This window comes from Nocardioides jensenii JCM 1364 = NBRC 14755 (genome assembly GCF_001552535.1).
GTDB lineage: Bacteria > Actinomycetota > Actinomycetes > Propionibacteriales > Nocardioidaceae > Nocardioides > Nocardioides jensenii.
The window spans coordinates 1-14,894 of record NZ_BCRJ01000108.1; the positions used below are offsets into that span (position 1 = coordinate 1).

13 protein-coding genes and 1 pseudogene are annotated in these 14,894 nt (G+C 66.7%); 6 read left to right on the top strand and 8 right to left on the bottom strand.

What is annotated here, in order from left to right:
* Positions 1–138 precede the first annotated feature (138 nt).
* Both NJ4_RS21040 and NJ4_RS21045 read left to right on the top strand, forming a co-directional pair.
* Complete coding sequence (locus tag NJ4_RS21040) at positions 139–693, top strand: LLM class flavin-dependent oxidoreductase (protein WP_082748981.1); 555 nt, start codon at positions 139–141, stop codon at positions 691–693.
* On the top strand, positions 659–1,030 hold the full coding sequence (locus NJ4_RS21045; RefSeq protein WP_067440022.1) for a hypothetical protein: 372 nt from the start codon (positions 659–661) through the stop codon (positions 1,028–1,030). The genes NJ4_RS21040 and NJ4_RS21045 overlap by 35 nt, the downstream gene beginning before the upstream one ends.
* 19 nt (positions 1,031–1,049) lie before the next feature.
* On the opposite strand, the gene NJ4_RS21050 is transcribed toward NJ4_RS21045, so the two are convergent.
* Entirely contained in the window at positions 1,050–1,586 is a 537-nt protein-coding gene (locus NJ4_RS21050; protein ID WP_067440025.1) for a TetR/AcrR family transcriptional regulator, read from the bottom strand.
* A 255-nt stretch (positions 1,587–1,841) separates the two neighbouring features.
* Between NJ4_RS21050 and NJ4_RS21055 the strand changes: the two genes are divergently transcribed.
* From NJ4_RS21055 to NJ4_RS21070, 4 genes are read left to right on the top strand one after another with little or no spacing between them, the layout of a single operon-like run.
* The gene (locus NJ4_RS21055) at positions 1,842–2,297 is read left to right on the top strand and encodes a MaoC family dehydratase (RefSeq protein ID WP_067440027.1); all 456 of its coding nucleotides are present in this window, start codon (positions 1,842–1,844) and stop codon (positions 2,295–2,297) included.
* Positions 2,298–2,340: 43 nt separating this feature from the next.
* Positions 2,341–2,877 carry a MaoC family dehydratase gene (locus NJ4_RS21060; protein ID WP_067440031.1) on the top strand — a complete coding sequence of 179 codons (537 nt, stop codon included), beginning with the start codon at positions 2,341–2,343 and terminating at the stop codon, positions 2,875–2,877.
* A 14-nt stretch (positions 2,878–2,891) separates the two neighbouring features.
* Positions 2,892–3,347, top strand: coding sequence for a Zn-ribbon domain-containing OB-fold protein (locus tag NJ4_RS21065; RefSeq protein ID WP_067440034.1), 456 nt, complete (start codon positions 2,892–2,894; stop codon positions 3,345–3,347).
* Complete coding sequence (locus NJ4_RS21070) at positions 3,344–4,549, top strand: lipid-transfer protein (protein WP_067440038.1); 1,206 nt, start codon at positions 3,344–3,346, stop codon at positions 4,547–4,549. The genes NJ4_RS21065 and NJ4_RS21070 overlap by 4 nt, the downstream gene beginning before the upstream one ends.
* An 86-nt stretch (positions 4,550–4,635) precedes the next feature.
* Here NJ4_RS21070 and NJ4_RS21075 read toward each other — a convergent pair whose 3' ends face one another.
* The 7 genes and pseudogenes from NJ4_RS21075 to NJ4_RS21105 form a co-directional block, all read right to left on the bottom strand.
* Positions 4,636–6,333, bottom strand: a complete 1,698-nt coding sequence (locus NJ4_RS21075; RefSeq protein WP_067440124.1) for a class I adenylate-forming enzyme family protein — start codon at positions 6,331–6,333, stop codon at positions 4,636–4,638.
* Positions 6,334–6,392: 59 nt separating this feature from the next.
* Positions 6,393–7,592 (bottom strand): ABC transporter substrate-binding protein, encoded by a 1,200-nt coding sequence (locus NJ4_RS21080; protein WP_067440041.1) that lies wholly within the window; start codon positions 7,590–7,592, stop codon positions 6,393–6,395.
* Between the two features lie 47 nt (positions 7,593–7,639).
* Positions 7,640–9,262: a flavin-containing monooxygenase gene (locus tag NJ4_RS21085; RefSeq protein WP_067440044.1), complete on the bottom strand. Its 1,623-nt coding sequence runs from the start codon at positions 9,260–9,262 to the stop codon at positions 7,640–7,642.
* Between the two features lie 117 nt (positions 9,263–9,379).
* Positions 9,380–10,111 (bottom strand): ABC transporter ATP-binding protein, encoded by a 732-nt coding sequence (locus tag NJ4_RS21090; protein ID WP_067440046.1) that lies wholly within the window; start codon positions 10,109–10,111, stop codon positions 9,380–9,382.
* Positions 10,111–12,771, bottom strand: a complete 2,661-nt coding sequence (locus tag NJ4_RS21095; RefSeq protein WP_082748985.1) for an ABC transporter permease subunit — start codon at positions 12,769–12,771, stop codon at positions 10,111–10,113. The genes NJ4_RS21090 and NJ4_RS21095 overlap by 1 nt, the downstream gene beginning before the upstream one ends.
* 306 nt (positions 12,772–13,077) lie before the next feature.
* Positions 13,078–13,335: pseudogene (locus NJ4_RS26785) on the bottom strand (transposase); the annotation flags it as partial.
* A 636-nt stretch (positions 13,336–13,971) separates the two neighbouring features.
* Entirely contained in the window at positions 13,972–14,880 is a 909-nt protein-coding gene (locus tag NJ4_RS21105; protein WP_067440055.1) for an alpha/beta hydrolase, read from the bottom strand.
* Between the last annotated feature and the right edge of the window lie 14 nt (positions 14,881–14,894).

Here is a 14,894-nt window from a genome sequence, read left to right on the forward strand (position 1 = left end):
CAGTGCCTCGTCACTACCGAGGTGCTCGACGAGCTCGGTTTCGACGAGGCCTGGTACGGCGAGCACTTGACCGACCCCTGGGAACCCTGGCCGGCTCACGACATCGTTGTGGCGCAGGCCCTGTAACGCACGTCGCAGATCACGCTGTGCTCTGGCGGATACGTCATTCCCTACTACCACCCTGCCGCTCTCGCGTTCCGCGTCATGCAACTGGACCACATGGCACAGGGCCGATACATCTGCGGACTGGCCGCTGGGATCTCGCCCGTCGACCTCGGTCTCCTCAACCTCGACGCATCCTCAGGTGTTCATCGGGAGATGTTTGCCGAGGCAGTCGAGATCCTGATCAAGCTGTGGACCGAGCACGTCGGTCACGAGTGGGAGTACGACGGCCAGTGCTGGACCGTCAAGAACGGCGGACCCATGCCGCCGCTCGGCTCCCCGCACATTGAGCCGTACACGCGGCCCCACCCCAAGGTGGCGATCTCCGCTGTCTCGCCTGGCAGCAGCACAGCTCGCCTGGCAGGCAATCACGGCTTCCGACTCAACAGCATTCTGCTGGGGAACAGCCACCTGCACACGCACAGGGATGCCTACACCGACGTTGCAGAAGGCCGGCAACTCCACCGACAGGGACGACTGGAACATCGTTCGGGACGTGTTCGTCGCCGAGACCGATGCCGCAGCACGTGAGTGGGCCCTACGAAGCACAGCAGCCACGTTCTGGGGAAAGACCCTGAAACTCGCCGAGACGGCTGGCTGGACGAGCTACCTGAAGGCTGACCCGAATGACGATTCCGTCGTCGACCACGAATGGCTGGTGGGCAACCATTTCCTCGTCGGATCCCCGAGCACCGTCATCGAGAAGCTACATGCCATGCATGACACTGTCGGTGGCTTCGGAGGGATCCTCATGTCGAAGTACGACTCCCAACTTACCGAGGACGTCCGGGCTGAACGTCGCTCGCTCGAGCTGTTCCAGTCTGAGGTCATGCCAGGCTTCTCCGAGCTGGTCCCGGACGGCTCGTGACCGGCTGCCTCGGAGGTGGTTAGGGTGTGAGAGCCAGGCTCCAGAGTCGGGCCATCACAGCGGCCAGTTCTTCGTCCTGGTCGTAGAGCGAGCTCTCGGGGACCGCCACCGTCAGATACATGCAGCGCTCGAACATGGCGACCAGGGCAGCTGCAGTCCCCTCAGGGTTGGGCACCTCGATGCCGCTGCGGGAGAGCCGGTCGAGCAGGCCGCTGTTGAACCGCAGCAGCACCGGGTTCCACGCATCGTGGATCTCGGGACTGGTGTGCCAGCCCTCGGTGGTGGCGATGCACAGCGCGGCGCGTTCCCGCCAGGCTGCGATCGTCGCCCGGGCGCACTCGAGGATCACGTCCGGCTCGATCAGCCCGGAACTCTCGAAGAGCGGCGCCCACAACGCGTAGACCCCGGCGCCCATCTCGGCGACTTCCGAGGCGACCACGGAGTATTTCGTGTCGAAGTGCGCATAGAAGGTGGGCCTGGAGATCCTCGCGGCGGCGACGATGTCGTTGACCTGGAGCTCGTCGAGCCGTTTGTGAGCCAACTGCTGCTCGACCACCGCCTGGATGCGACGACGCGTTCCAGTGGACCGCCCCTGTCCACCCCGGGCTGGGAATCTAGCTGCAGTCTGTCGTTGGTCCACTCGTCGAATCATACTGATCGACTCTTCACCGGCCGCCGCGACGCCCCCAACTGAGTCGCCCCCATCAGCGAAGGTTCCGACACCCTCTGTCAACAGAGGTGTTGACAGAGCACAATCTCCGATGTCAACATCAGTATTGATTCCAACCAGAGTTCCTTGAAAGGACCAGACATGAGCGGTGCGACAACAACCCGACCGGTGCACCCCGAACTCGGGCTCATCACCGTGGACACCCCCGTCGGTCACGAACTCGAGGGCGTCCAGAAGGTCGCCACCATCCAATTGATGGGCTCGCGGGTCTGGGGACGCTTCAACCCCAACCACTGGGACCCGGAGTACGCCGCGAACGCCGGCCTTGCCGCCCCAATCCAGACCGGTGAGATGTCGAGCGCCTACCTAGCCGAGATGTGCGTGAACCACTTCGGCAAGTACTTCTTCATCAACTCCCGGATCGCCTGCAAGTACATCTCGGCGACCCTCGCCGGCGAGGTCATCTCGACTCACGGCGTGATCACGGAGAAGACCCCCACCGAGCGCGGGGTGCGCTTCACCGTCGACATCTGGGCCCAGAACCAGGACGGCGAGAAGAAGACCGCCGGCGAGGTCGAGGTCGATGTCGACCGCTGACTCCGCACCTCCCCACAAGACTGATCGAGAGGAACACCGAGAGATGACCACCACCCCTGTCCGGACAGACGCCCTGAAGCCGATGACACCCATCCAGGCCGAGCAGACCCGGGCCTTCGTCAACGGCCTCGCCGAATCCTCGACGCCCTACTGGGACATGGTCGAGGTCGGCGACGAGCTGAGCCGCGACCTGCACCTCAGCCCGGAGTTGGTGATCATGTACGCCGATGGCGTCGAGGAGTACAACCCTTGGTACGAGGGCTGGGCGATGAACATCTGGCACAAGGACGGCACGTCGCCCTTCGGCGGCGCCATCGTGCCGCCGATGCTGGTCTCGCACTTCGTGCTCTCGGTGCAGTTCGACCACACGAAGCCGTTCGCCGTGGGCTCGATCCACACCTTCCACGACTCCCGCATCCACGCGCCGATCCCGGTCGGTGCAACCGTGCGGATCTCAGCCGTCGCGATCGACAAGTACGTCAAGAGGGACCGCCGCTATGTGCGCCACGAGGTGACCGTGACCGACGTCGAGAACGGTACGACGTACTTAACCGAGACCCGCGACATCATGTCGCTCTGAGGACGGGTGCACTCGTGAACACCACCGAACAGGTCCACGTCGTCGACGGACTGATGTCGACGACGACCGATGGGCCACGCCTCCTCGGCAGCAACTGCACCGCCTGCAGCACCCACTACTTCCCGCAGGCGGCACTGTGTCGCAACCCCCGGTGCCCCGAGCCGGGACAGGCGACCGAGCCCGTCGAGCTCAGCCACAGGGGCCGCCTCCACAGCATCACCCTGCAGAGCTACCTGCCTCCCGCACCGTTCCGGATGGAGCCGTGGGAGAACCACGTCATCGGCCTGGTCGAACTGCCCGAGCAGGTCCGTCTCCTCGCACTCGTCGTCGGCGTCGCATACGACGACGCCGAGATGGACATGGAGGTCGAACTGACCACCACACCCCTCTACCTCGACGAGCAGCAGCGCGAGGTCATTACCTATGCATTCCGTCCAGCGACGGAGTCGACGACAGGAGCAAGCCAGTGAGGCCCGTCTTCGTCCTCGGGGTTGCCGCCCACACCTGGGGCAAGTTCCCGAACAAGCCCCAACTCCAGATGGCCACCGAGACCCTGGCGCGGGCGGCCGCGGATGCCGGCGTCAAGCTCGCCGACATCGAGCACCTCGTCGCGGCCAGCAGCCGGTTCGAGGGCGGCATGGGCTGGGGACTGCACGCCAACGAGATCCTCCAGGCCAGCTGCGAGAGCGGCGCCTCGGCCACCAACGTGGGCGGCGGTTGCGCCGCCGGCGGAATCGCGGTCCACTCCGCAGCGCAGTCCGTGGCCAGTGGCGAGAAGGAGGTCGTCGCCGCCATCGGAGCCGAGCGGATGCCCAAGGGCTTCATCCCCCGCCCCCCGGGCGCGGCCGACGACATTTCAGACTCCGACTACCTGCGCTGGGTCGGTATCGGCGCCTCGAACCCGGTCTACTGGGCACTCGAGGCCAGGCGCCGGATGCACGAGCACGGCACCGCCCGCGAGACCTATGCCAAGGCATCGGTGCTGATGCACGAGAACGGCACCAGGAACCCGCTGGCGCGCTACCGGGCCCCGTGCACGGTGGGCGCCGTACTCGCCTCCCCGAACGTGTGCGACCCCCTGCACCTGCTGGAGATCTGTGCCGTCTCGGACGGCGCTGCTGCGGTGATCCTCGGGTCCGAGGAGGCGGCCCGACGACTGGGCGTCCCGCTGGTCGAAGTGGCCGGCTCCGCCATTGCCACCGGCCAGTTCGGCGACCCGTCCATCCGGGTCCCCACGATTTCGCAGAACGTGGTGTCCGAAGACCTTCGGCCCCCCTCGACCAGCGAGGTTGCCGGAGCCGTCGAGGCCGCCCTCGCCCAGGCAGGCGTGGAGCGCAAGGACGTCGACCTGATCGAACTGGCCGACAACACCGCGTGGCACGTGCTCGCCTGGCCCGAGCAGTTCGGCTTCCTGGAGCCCGGCGAGGCCGACTGGATGCTTGAGCACGACGAGCTCGGGATCGGCGGCAAACTGCCGATCAACCCCAGTGGTGGGTTCCTCTCCTTCGGCGAGGCCACCACCGCACAGGGCGTGCTCCAGGTCTGCGAGCTCACCTGGCAGATGCGCGGTCAGGGCGCCGAACGACAGGTCCCCGACGCCCGGGTGGGCGTCAGCGCAGTCCTCGGACTCGGCGCGAACGGGGCATCGATCGTGCTCCGCGCGCGGGACTGAGCCTGGTCGGCCCTACGCCGACCGCTCAAACAACGAAGGAGGGGCTGGACAGATGATCTGTCCAGCCCCTCCTTCGTGCTCGTTGCTCAGACCTGGCGGCCGAGCTCCTCACTGGCCCGCTTTGCGAGGAGGAACTTCCGCGGACGACCGCTGGGGGTCACCGGGACCTCGTCGATGGCGATGATCCGGACGTGGCGCGGCACCTTGAACTTGGCCAGCCGCTCCGAGCACCAGGCGCGCAGCTCTTCGGCGTCGACCGTGTGGCCCCCGCGAAGGACGACCCAGGCAACGCCCACCTCGCCCATCCGGTCGTCCAGCAGCGGCACGATGTGGGCCTGCAGGACGGCTGGGTGGCCGACGAGGACGTCCTCGATCTCCTTGGGAACGACCTGCTCGCCGCCGCAACGGTAGAGGTCCTTGGCGCGACCGACCAGGCTGATGAAGCCCTCCTCGTCGATCGTGGCCAGGTCTCCGGAGTGGAACCAGCCGTGGCGGAAGGCAGCCTCGGTCTCGTCCGGCTTGCGGAAGTAACCCGGCGTGATGCCGAGGCCCCGCGCGACCAGTTCGCCGACCTCACCCTGGCCGACGTCCGCACCGGTCTCCTGGTCGACCAACCGGTACTGCACCAGCTGTCCACCGATCTCCGGGTCGGCGGCGGCACCTGCCGGACGCATCCGACCGTTGGTGTGGTGCAGCCGCTCGTCGGGCCCGCCCGGCTCGGTGAGCGTGGTGGTGGCCGTGGTCTCGCTCATCCCGTAGCCCGTGGTGAGCTCGATCTGGCCGAAGATCTCCCGGATCTTGTCCCATATCCACGGAGGTGAGTAGCCACCCGAGGAGATCATCGTGGTGAGGCTCGGCAGTTCCCGCGGCCGCGCCTCCAGCTCATCGATCAGCGACATCGTCATCGTGGGGATCAGCAGCACGTCATCAGCCTCGTGCTCGACGATCGCACGCAGCGTCTCCCCGGCGTCGAAGGTGAGCTGGGGGATGATGCAGCCGCCCGCGTAGACGACGGCAAGCATTCCCTCTACGTACCCGTAGACGTGGTACATCGGCAATGAGAAGGTCACCCGCTGACCATCGGCGAAGGCACGCGAGTAAGCACTTCCGTACGCCGTACGCGTGAGCATGTCGTGGGTGAGCAGGACGCCCTTCGGACTACCAGTCGTCCCCGATGTGTAGAGGATGTCGGACGGCTGCTCAGGGCCGGGCATCGTCTCCGGAAGCGCGGTGCCACGGCCCAGCTCGATCAAGTCCTCCAAGTAGTCCGCACCGTCACGACGGGCCTGCCCGGTGGCGAACACGAAGACTCTTCGCAAGTCTCCGAGGTGTCGACCGGCCCCGCCCTCCCAGCCGGGCTCCAGCTCGTCGAGGTAGTCTAGGTAGTCCAGCCCACGGAAGCTGTCCATGGTGACCAGGACCGACGTGCCGGACTGGCGCAGCACGTAGCCGAGCTCGTCACGACGGTTGAGGAAGTTGATCGGAACCGTCGTGGCACCAGCCCGGGCGATTGCGTACTTGACGGCCACGAACTCCGGGAAGTTGCCCATCACCAGCCCCACCCGGTCGCCGGGCCGGACGCCCGCGGCGACGAGGCCGCGGGCGATCTGGCGGGACCAGTCCTGGATGTCGGCATAGCTCCAGGTGCGGTCGTCAGTGACCACGAATGGCCGGTTGGGCATCCGCTCGACCACGTGGTCGAGCACCTGCTCCAGGCGACGTTCCTGCCAGGGTGCGAAGTGCTGCTCCAAGCCCGCGCGGCGATCGGCGACCGAGGCACGCATGTAGTCCTCCTTGGGTTCGGGCACCCGTTCGGGGTGTCTGTGATCGACGCTCAGGCCCGTCATTTCGTCTCCGGCAGCAGTTCGTACTCAGTCTGGACCTCGAGCTTCCCGCCCTTGACCTGGTACATCGCGGACTTGGTGGCACCGGCGTGCGTGGTGTCATCCCAGGTGACCGACGGAGTCAGGCCGAATGGCTGGTCGGTGCCCTCGATCGCCGCGGCGAAGGCTTCGCGGTCCAGTTCCTTGTCGCCCTCAGTCGAGACGCGCACGCCTTCGACGATGGCCGCTGCGAAGCTGGATGCGGACTGCGCAGCCTGAGAAGTGACGTAGTCGGAGCAAGCCGGCTCCATGACCTCGAGGTACTCGGAGACCCCGGGGTCACTGGTCTCGGTCAGCGGGGTGGCGAACTGGGAGACGTACGTGCCCTCGGCAAGGTCGCCGGCGAGTTCCATGTAGCTCGGGGTGAAGGCCGGGAACCACGACACCCAGATCGGGTCATAACCAATGCTGTCGGCTGCCTTCTGGAGCGCGGCGAGACCTGTGTCGAGGAGGAACGAGTAGACAACAGTGGCACCGGAGGACTTCAGCTTCTGCGCCTGGGCCGTGTAGTCGATGTTGGTGGAGGCGATGGCCTCGCTGGCCACGACCTGTCCCCCGTTGGCCTCGATGTATGCAGGGAACGCCTCGGCTGCCGGCTCGCCGGCCTCGGAGTTCAGGTAGGCAATGGCGGTCTTCTTGGCGCCGAGTTCGTCGATGATGAACCTGGCCCCACCAGCCGCCTCACGGCCGTAGTCGGGGTTGATGCCGAACATCAGGTCATATTCCGGCGGGGTGAACACCGCGCCGTCCGCAGTGGCGAAGATGGGAATGTTCTTGGGCTCGAGGGCCGGAAGGGCTGCCTTCATCGTGGCGGTGCCGTCGGTGAGCATGATGAAGATGCCGTCGCCGACGAACTCGCGGGCGATGTTGGCAGACCTGCTGGGGTCGTACTGGTGGTCGCGCGAGATCACCTCGAAGGTGTATCCGTTCACCCCGCCAGCCTTGTTGGCTGCCTCGAGGTAGGCCTCGACGGTGCACTTCATGCTCAGGCCGGAGGAGGCAGCCGGGCCACTCTGGATGGACGAGACGCCGACCGTCACCACCTTGTCGCCGGAGACGCCGTCGTCGGACTCACTGTCCAGGCCGCCACAGGCAGAGAGGGCAAGCAGAGTCGAGGCGGCGGCGGCCACCCCGACACCGAAACGGGTGCGTGCATTCATGATTCTTCCTCTTTCGGTTGCCCGACGCAACGCGTCGGAGGGGGTGATCAACTGGCTGCCGAGTCAGCATCCGGACGGGTCAGGGCGAAGCCCTGGTAGCCCGCGTCAGCGACCTGGTTGCAGATGCGGCGATAGCCGCGTATCCCTCCCGAGTAGGGCATGAAGACCCGTGGCTTGCCCGGAACTTCGGCTCCGAGGTACCACGACGCTGCCTTGGGGTAGAGGGTCTCCTCGGCACGCTGGTTGACGTGCTCGACCCATTCCTTCTCCGCGATGGCGGTCACCTCTATCTGGGTGACGTCGTCCTTGCGGGCCGCGACCAACAGTTCGACCAGCCAGTCCACGTGCTGCTCGATTCCGAGGAGCACGTTCGCCAGCACAGACGGGCTGCCCGGACCACAGATGATGAACAGGTTCGGGAATCCGTGGGTCCCCAGGCCCAGGTAGGTGACCGGCCCGACCGACCACTTCTCCCGGAGCGTGACTCCTCCGCGGCCGGTGATCGTGGGTCGGAGCAGGGACCCGGTCAGGGCGTCGAAGCCGGTGGCGAAGACGATGATGTCGAGTTCGTGCTCGATCCCGCCGGCGACGATCCCCGTGGCGGTGATCCGCTCGATCGGCGCCTCACTGATATCGACCAGGTGGACGTTGTCTCGGTTGAACGCCTCGTAGTAGCCACTGTCGACGGCCGGTCGCTTGGCGCCGAAGGGATAGCCGCGCGGGGTCAGCTTCTCGGCCAGGTCGGGATTGTCGACCTTCTCCCGGATCTTGTCCCGCAGGAAGGCAGCAGCGCGGTCGTTGGCGTCCTGATCGATGAGCAGGTCACGGTAGGCGAGCGCGAAGCCGAAGCCTGCCACGGCGTACTGCTCCTCCATCCGGGCACGGAACTCCTCGTCGGAGACCTCGAGCGCGGAGACCTTGCCAGGGTCGAACCCGAGACCACTGGGCGACATTCGCGCCGTCTCCCGACGACTCTCGTAGTCGGCCTTGATCCGGGCATCCTCCTCGTCACTGATCGGACGGTTGTTCGCCGGGACGGTGAAGGTGGGGGTCCGCTGGAACACCAACAGATCGTCGGCGGCCCGGGCGACGATCGGGATCAGTTGCACGCCTGAGGAGCCGGTGCCGATGATGCCGACGCTCTTGCCTGAGAAGTCGACCTCTTCATGCGGCCACTCGCCCGTGTGCAGGATGCGGCCCTCGAAGTCGTCGACACCCTCGACCTGGGGAGCCTTGGTGGTCGAGAGCTGGCCGGTCGCCATCACCACGTGCGTGCCGACCAGTTCCCGGCCCTGTTCGGTGACGACCGTCCATTCTGCTCGGTTGTCATCCCAGGTGAGCGACTCGACGCGGGTGTTGAACCGGAACAACGGTGCCAGCTCGAAGCGCTCCATGACGTGATCCACGTAGCGCAGGATCTCCGGCTGCGTCGCGTAGCGCTCACTCCAGCGCCACTGCTGCTCGAGCTCCTTGGAGAACCCGTAGGAGTAGTCGAAGCTCTCCACGTCGCACCGGGCCCCCGGGTAGCGGTTCCAGTACCAGACGCCGCCGGGGCCGGCGGCTGCTTCGAGGCCGACGACCTTGAACCCAGCTTCGTCGAACGAGTGGACCGCACGGATCCCACCCAGCCCGGCGCCTACCACGATCACGTCGTACTTGTCCTCAACCATCAGGCTTCCTCCTCGGCAGTTCTTGCACGGTATGTGACCTGCATCATGGTTGTCAACAGATGTGTTGACGCAGGATCAAAGGTACATCGGAACAGGCACCGGAGCATGGCCCCCGCCTCAGGCTTCCGCGCCCAGGTATGCCGCGACCACCCGTTCGTCGCTGGCCACCTCGGCAAACGTTCCCTGGGCGATCAGAGCGCCGGTGTCGAGCACGTAGACGTATTCACAGAGCGACTTCACAGTGGGCATGTCGTGCTCCACGAGCAGGACCGCGCAACCCAGCCGGTCCAGGCCCTCCACCAACGTGATCAGGAACTTCTCCGGCTGGCTCAGGCCGGCAACCGGCTCGTCCAGGAGCAGGAACTCGGGCTCGCGGACGAATGCCCGGCTGAGCTCGACGAGCTTGCGGATGCCGTAGGGCAGGCTGCCAGCCGGCAGGTCCGCATACTTCTCGATGCCGAAGCTGGCGAGGGCCTCTCGCGCCCGGGACCGCGCGCCGGAGACCCGCGCTCGGCCCCGGATGCGCACATCCAGGGCGGCGGTCACGTTGTCTATCACCGGCATCGCGTTGAACAGCTCGAGGTTCTGGAAGGTTCGCGAGATGCCGAGGCGGGCCCTGGACGGCGCAGAGGCCCCCGAGATGGACTCGCCGAAGAGTCGAACACTCCCCGTATCGGGCCGCAGGTCGCCGGCGACGCAGTTGATCAGGGTCGACTTCCCGGCCCCGTTGGGGCCGATCAGGCCGATCCGGGCACCCTTGGCGACGGCCAGTTCCACCGAGTCCAGCGCCTGGATCCCGCCGAAGTTGATCGACACGTCGCTGATCTCGAGGGCCAGTTCTTCCGTCATCACACGACCTCCAGGTAGGAACCACGTAGGAACGGATCGTCCTGCACCTCTTGGGCAGTCCCGGAGAGCACGATCCTCCCGCGACCCAGGACATAGGCCCGGTCAGCCAGGCGCAGGCTGGCCCGCGCGTTCTGCTCGACCAGCAGGATCGAGACGCCCGATCTGGCGATCTCGCCGAGGATCTCGAAGACCTGCTGCGAGATCAGCGGCGAGAGGCCCAACGAGGGCTCATCGAGCATCAGCAGCTTGGGACGGGCAACCAACGCCCGGGCGATCGCCAGCATCTGCTGTTCGCCGCCACTCAGCGTGCCTGCACGCTGACCGAGACGGCTCTCCAGGATCGGGAAGTGGCCGAAGACTCCCTGGAGCGCCTCCTCGTCGAGCGAACCGCTGCCGGCGAACGAGCCGGTCACCAGGTTCTCCCGGACCGAGAGGTCGGGAAAGATGCCTCGACCCTCGGGGATGTGTCCGATGCCGGAACGGGCTGCCACGGACGGGGAGTGCTTGGGCCAGGGCGGGAGCTCGCCGGACTCCCACACGATCCGACCGGACTCGAGGGGGATGATTCCCGACACGGCCCTCAACAAGGTGGACTTGCCAGCACCATTGGCGCCCAGCAGGGCAACCACCTCGCCGCGACCGACCATGAGGTCGATCTCCTTGAGCACCGGTTCGACGCCGTAGCCGGCCGTGATCCCGCGCACCTCCAGCACGGGGTCGACGACGTCCGGCGCCGCATGGGCGCGGGGTGCGCTCACGACCGGGTCCGGATCCGCCTCGGCGGCGGCCTCCTCGACCAGCTCCGGGTCGGCGTCGTCGACTGCCGCCTGGCTGGCGCCCGAGAGGAGCCCTGCCAGGCCGCGGGGTGCGACGTAGATGACGAGCAGTAGCACCACCCCGAACATCAGGTCCTGCGGAACACCTGTGCCGGAGGTGACGTCGGGGACCACGGTGATGAACAGTGCACCGAGCAGGCTTCCGAAGACCGAACCGAGACCCCCGAGCACGACGGCGAGCAGGGCGTAGATCGCCACGAAGACGCCATAGCTCTCGGCACCGACGTAGCCGACCAGTATGCCGCCCAGGGCGCCACCGAGGGCTGCGAGCGAGGAGCCGACTGCGAATGCCCCGAGTTTGACCCGAGCGGGGTTGAACCCCAGCGACCGGGCGCCAGCGTCGCTGTCACGCACTGCCATCCACGACCGGCCCAAGCGGGACCGGACCGCCAGCACCACGGCGATGGTGACAACGGTGGCCACGCCGAGGATCAACCAGTACATGGCCCACGTCGGCGCCAGCGCCTCGGGCCGGTTCAATGGCAGTCCGCTGGCGCCGCCGGTGTACTCCTTGAAGAAGAGGATCAGTTCCGGGATCGCGAAGGCGAAGATCAGGGTGAGCACCATCAGGTAGATGCCGTGCAGCCGGGTGGCAGGCAGGCCGAGCAGGACACCGCCCAGGGCGCCGGTCACGGCCGCCAGGGCCACGGAGAGCAACGGGTCGAGCCCCCTGTCGACGCCGATCGCCGCGGTGTACGCACCGATTGCCAGGAAGGCGCTGTGGCCCAGGGAGATCTGGCCCGCGTAGCCCGCCAAGACGTTCAGGCCGAGGATGCCGATGTACGTCGCGACCGCGGTGGCGAGCAGGAAGAGCCAGCGCTCGGTGACCAGGAACGGCACGACGGAGGCGACCCCGAGCAGCGCGATCCAGCCGACCAGCTGGGCCCGGGGACCGAGTTCGAGCCGGATGCGCGGCGCCCGACGGAGCACCCTGTCCTCACGGCGTGGCTTGATCGAGGGCTCGGGCACTTCACGCTCCTGCTTGCCGAAGATGCCGTTCGGGAAGAGCACCAGCACGACGGCGACCAGGAGGAACGTGTAGGTCGAGATCAGGCTCGAGTCGAGATAGCTGAGCAGCAGGTTGATCGCGACACCGAAGAACATGGCACCGATGACCACCCCGATGATGCTGGTGAAGCCTCCGAGCACCACGGCACCGAAGGCGGTGAGCAGGAAGGTGGTGAAGCTCCCCGGCGCCAGATAGGTCATCGGGGTGACCAGCAGCGCCGCGATGGCGCCGTACATGCCACCGAGCACCCAGGCCGAGAGCCGCACCCGCGCCACCCGCACGCCGAGCAGTTGGGCCGTGAGCGGACCCGAGCTGACGGCGCGCATCTGGATGCCGAGGCGGGTGCGCATGACCAGCAGGAAGAGTCCGACAGTCGCGGCAGCGCCCAACACGGCGATGAAGAGCTGGTTGGAGCTCAGTGCGACGTGTCCAGCTCCCCAGTGGCCGCCGGTGAAGAGCTGCGGCACACCGCGAGGCGCGAACCCGTACCGGAGGCCGAGCAGTCCCTCGATGACCAGCAACGCACCCAGGGTGGCGAGCCCGATGGTCAGGTGCGGTCGATCCTTGAGCGGACGGGCCACCGTGAACTCAAGGATGCCGCCGATCAAGCCGCCGACAACGAGGCCGAGCAGGAAGGTCACGGGGTAGGGAATGTCGGCCGCGAGCAGGTCGCTGACGGCGTAGGCACTGGCCGCACCGATGCCGCCCATGGCGAAGTTCAGGACCTTCGAGGTCCTGTACACCACCACAAAGCCGAATCCGGCGATGGCGTAGAGGACCCCGACGATGAGGCCACTGATCACTACTGCAGTCACGAATCCGCTCCGCTCCGATGAGTCAACGCAGCGTGAGCCCAGTCACGCCGTGTTGGCAGCCTAGGAGCACTTGCAGCGGTCGTCAACACTTTCGTTGACATGAATCAACATCGTTGTTGACGAAGTGCATTGGCGACGCTCCAGTCCCGACTCGCAGGGTGCCGAAGTCGGCGACCAGTCCGCCTCAGCGACCGAGCGCGAGCTCGACGAAGGCGGCAAGCTCTGCGTAGGCATGGGCATCGGAGATCTCAAGGCGCTCCAACTTCGTCGCCGCAGCGAAATCCGCGTTCACCTCAAGCAGCGGGCAGGCACATCGATCGCGACCGGGCCGACGTTGTCGGTCAGCACCGTCTTTGTCCGGACCCCGTTGTGGGAGTTCCCGCTCCCTCATGCTTGTCATATCCGAGGTGTTCGGTCATCTCCTCGCGCAAAGCGGTCACGATCACCGTCCTGGTCAGCGCCTTCAACATCCCAACCAGGCCGGTCATCGCGACCCCAAGGGCACGGGCCGAGCGGACCAGCTCCCGTGCGATCGCGAAGCTCCTCGGCCGAAGGCTCAGCCAGATCGGTCGGGTCGTCGGGCTCATCTGACCCCCTCGGCCCGGCCACAGCTGTAGCGGCCAGGGACGGCTCGTGCAGCACGATCCTCAGTGTTCATTGGGCTCACGCGCCAGTGTTTCGGTCATCAGTGACTCCTCCTCGCTAACCAGCCGGGTGGCGTATCGAGCCACTTACACCGTTCTCCTGACACCGTCCCTCGTCCGGGAACTACGCCGCGAACGCAGCCTGGCTCTCGCACGCAGTGATCGCGTTCAACGTCGACCGCACGGCCGGCGTCGTTGCCGGAGCAGCGAGGATCCGGTGAGCCACCCTGCGTAACCGGTCAGCAACACCCGGTCCGGATCCTTCGACCGGCCGTCGGCTGGTGCTGCATCTGCCCGAGAGCTGGCCATGGGCCACGGCCTAGCAGACGCTGTGGGCCACCGCGGCCAGCTCACCAGCCATCGCCACGACCTGAACATCGCCCCACGACGCCCGTTCGGGACCAAAATGCCCCCAGTGGAGGCCCGGATCCCGACCGGGCCGATCGACTGCGCCTACGCGCAGATCGCTAACACACACCCAGAAGATCAAGCTGCCAAAATCGGTATCGGTGGGATCAGGGCTGAGTCTTCGTGGGATCCACGATACGACACGGCCTCAGTGCAGCAGCACACCGAAGCGCCGGTTCATGTCGGCCACGTAGTCGGCGGCGGCCGATGAGAAGGTCCCCATGTCGAGGAAGCCGTGGACCATGCCGTCGCACTGCAGCGAGTCCACAGGTACGCCGGCCGCGGCCAAGGCGGCGGCGTAGGCCAGGCCCTCGTCGCGCAGCGGGTCGAACTCAGCGGTGACCACGACGGCCGGGGGCAGCCCCTCGCGTACGCCGTGCAGCGGCGAATGGCGCACGTCGTCGGGGCCGATCTCGCTCCCCGTTGCGTAGGTGGTGAAGAACCAGGCCATCGTCTTCATGTCCAGAAAGTAACCCTCGGCGTTCGAGGTCCGGGACTCGTAGGAGCCGAGCATGTCGACGACCGGATAGATCAGCAGCTGCGCGGCGATGCCGGGCACGCTCTGGGCGACGAGCGCGGACAGATTCCCGCCGGCACTGTCCCCGGCGACGCCGAGCACCGACGAGCCGCCGTACGAGTCGAGGGATGCGGCCACGGCCGTGGCGGCAGCGACCGCGTCGGAGGCCGCGGCCGGGAACGGGTGCTCCGGCGCGAGGCGGTAGTCCACCGACACCACGACCGACGCGGTGTCCACGCAGAGCCGGCGACAGGCATTGTCGTGGGTGTCGAGCGAGCCGATCACGAACCCGCCGCCGTGGAAGAAGAGCACCGTCGGGATCGGACACTCGACGTTCGGGCGGTAGACCCGCGCCCGCAGGCCCTCGATCTCCGTTGCCGAGACAGACGCGACCGGGACGGGTCCGTCTGGTCCGATCGACGAGGCGGCCAGGGCCGCGAAGCCCTTGCGCGCATCCTCGGCCGTGCCGGCGTGCATCGGCGGATAGCCGACCTGGTTGATGAAGTCGAGCAGCGAGGCGATTCCCGGGTCGAGGCTCATGCGGGGAGCCTACC

Bases quoted from the DNA above. Each gene is read 5' to 3' on its own strand.
- NJ4_RS21085 (WP_067440044.1), bottom strand. From the start codon at position 9,262: ATGGTTGAGGACAAGTACGACGTGATCGTGGTAGGCGCCGGGCTGGGT.
- NJ4_RS21055 (WP_067440027.1), top strand. From the start codon at position 1,842: ATGAGCGGTGCGACAACAACCCGACCGGTGCACCCCGAACTCGGGCTC.
- NJ4_RS21060 (WP_067440031.1), top strand. From the start codon at position 2,341: ATGACCACCACCCCTGTCCGGACAGACGCCCTGAAGCCGATGACACCC.
- NJ4_RS21105 (WP_067440055.1), bottom strand. From the start codon at position 14,880: ATGAGCCTCGACCCGGGAATCGCCTCGCTGCTCGACTTCATCAACCAG.
- NJ4_RS21075 (WP_067440124.1), bottom strand. From the start codon at position 6,333: ATGCGTGCCTCGGTCGCCGATCGCCGCGCGGGCTTGGAGCAGCACTTC.
- NJ4_RS21080 (WP_067440041.1), bottom strand. From the start codon at position 7,592: ATGAATGCACGCACCCGTTTCGGTGTCGGGGTGGCCGCCGCCGCCTCG.
- NJ4_RS21090 (WP_067440046.1), bottom strand. From the start codon at position 10,111: ATGACGGAAGAACTGGCCCTCGAGATCAGCGACGTGTCGATCAACTTC.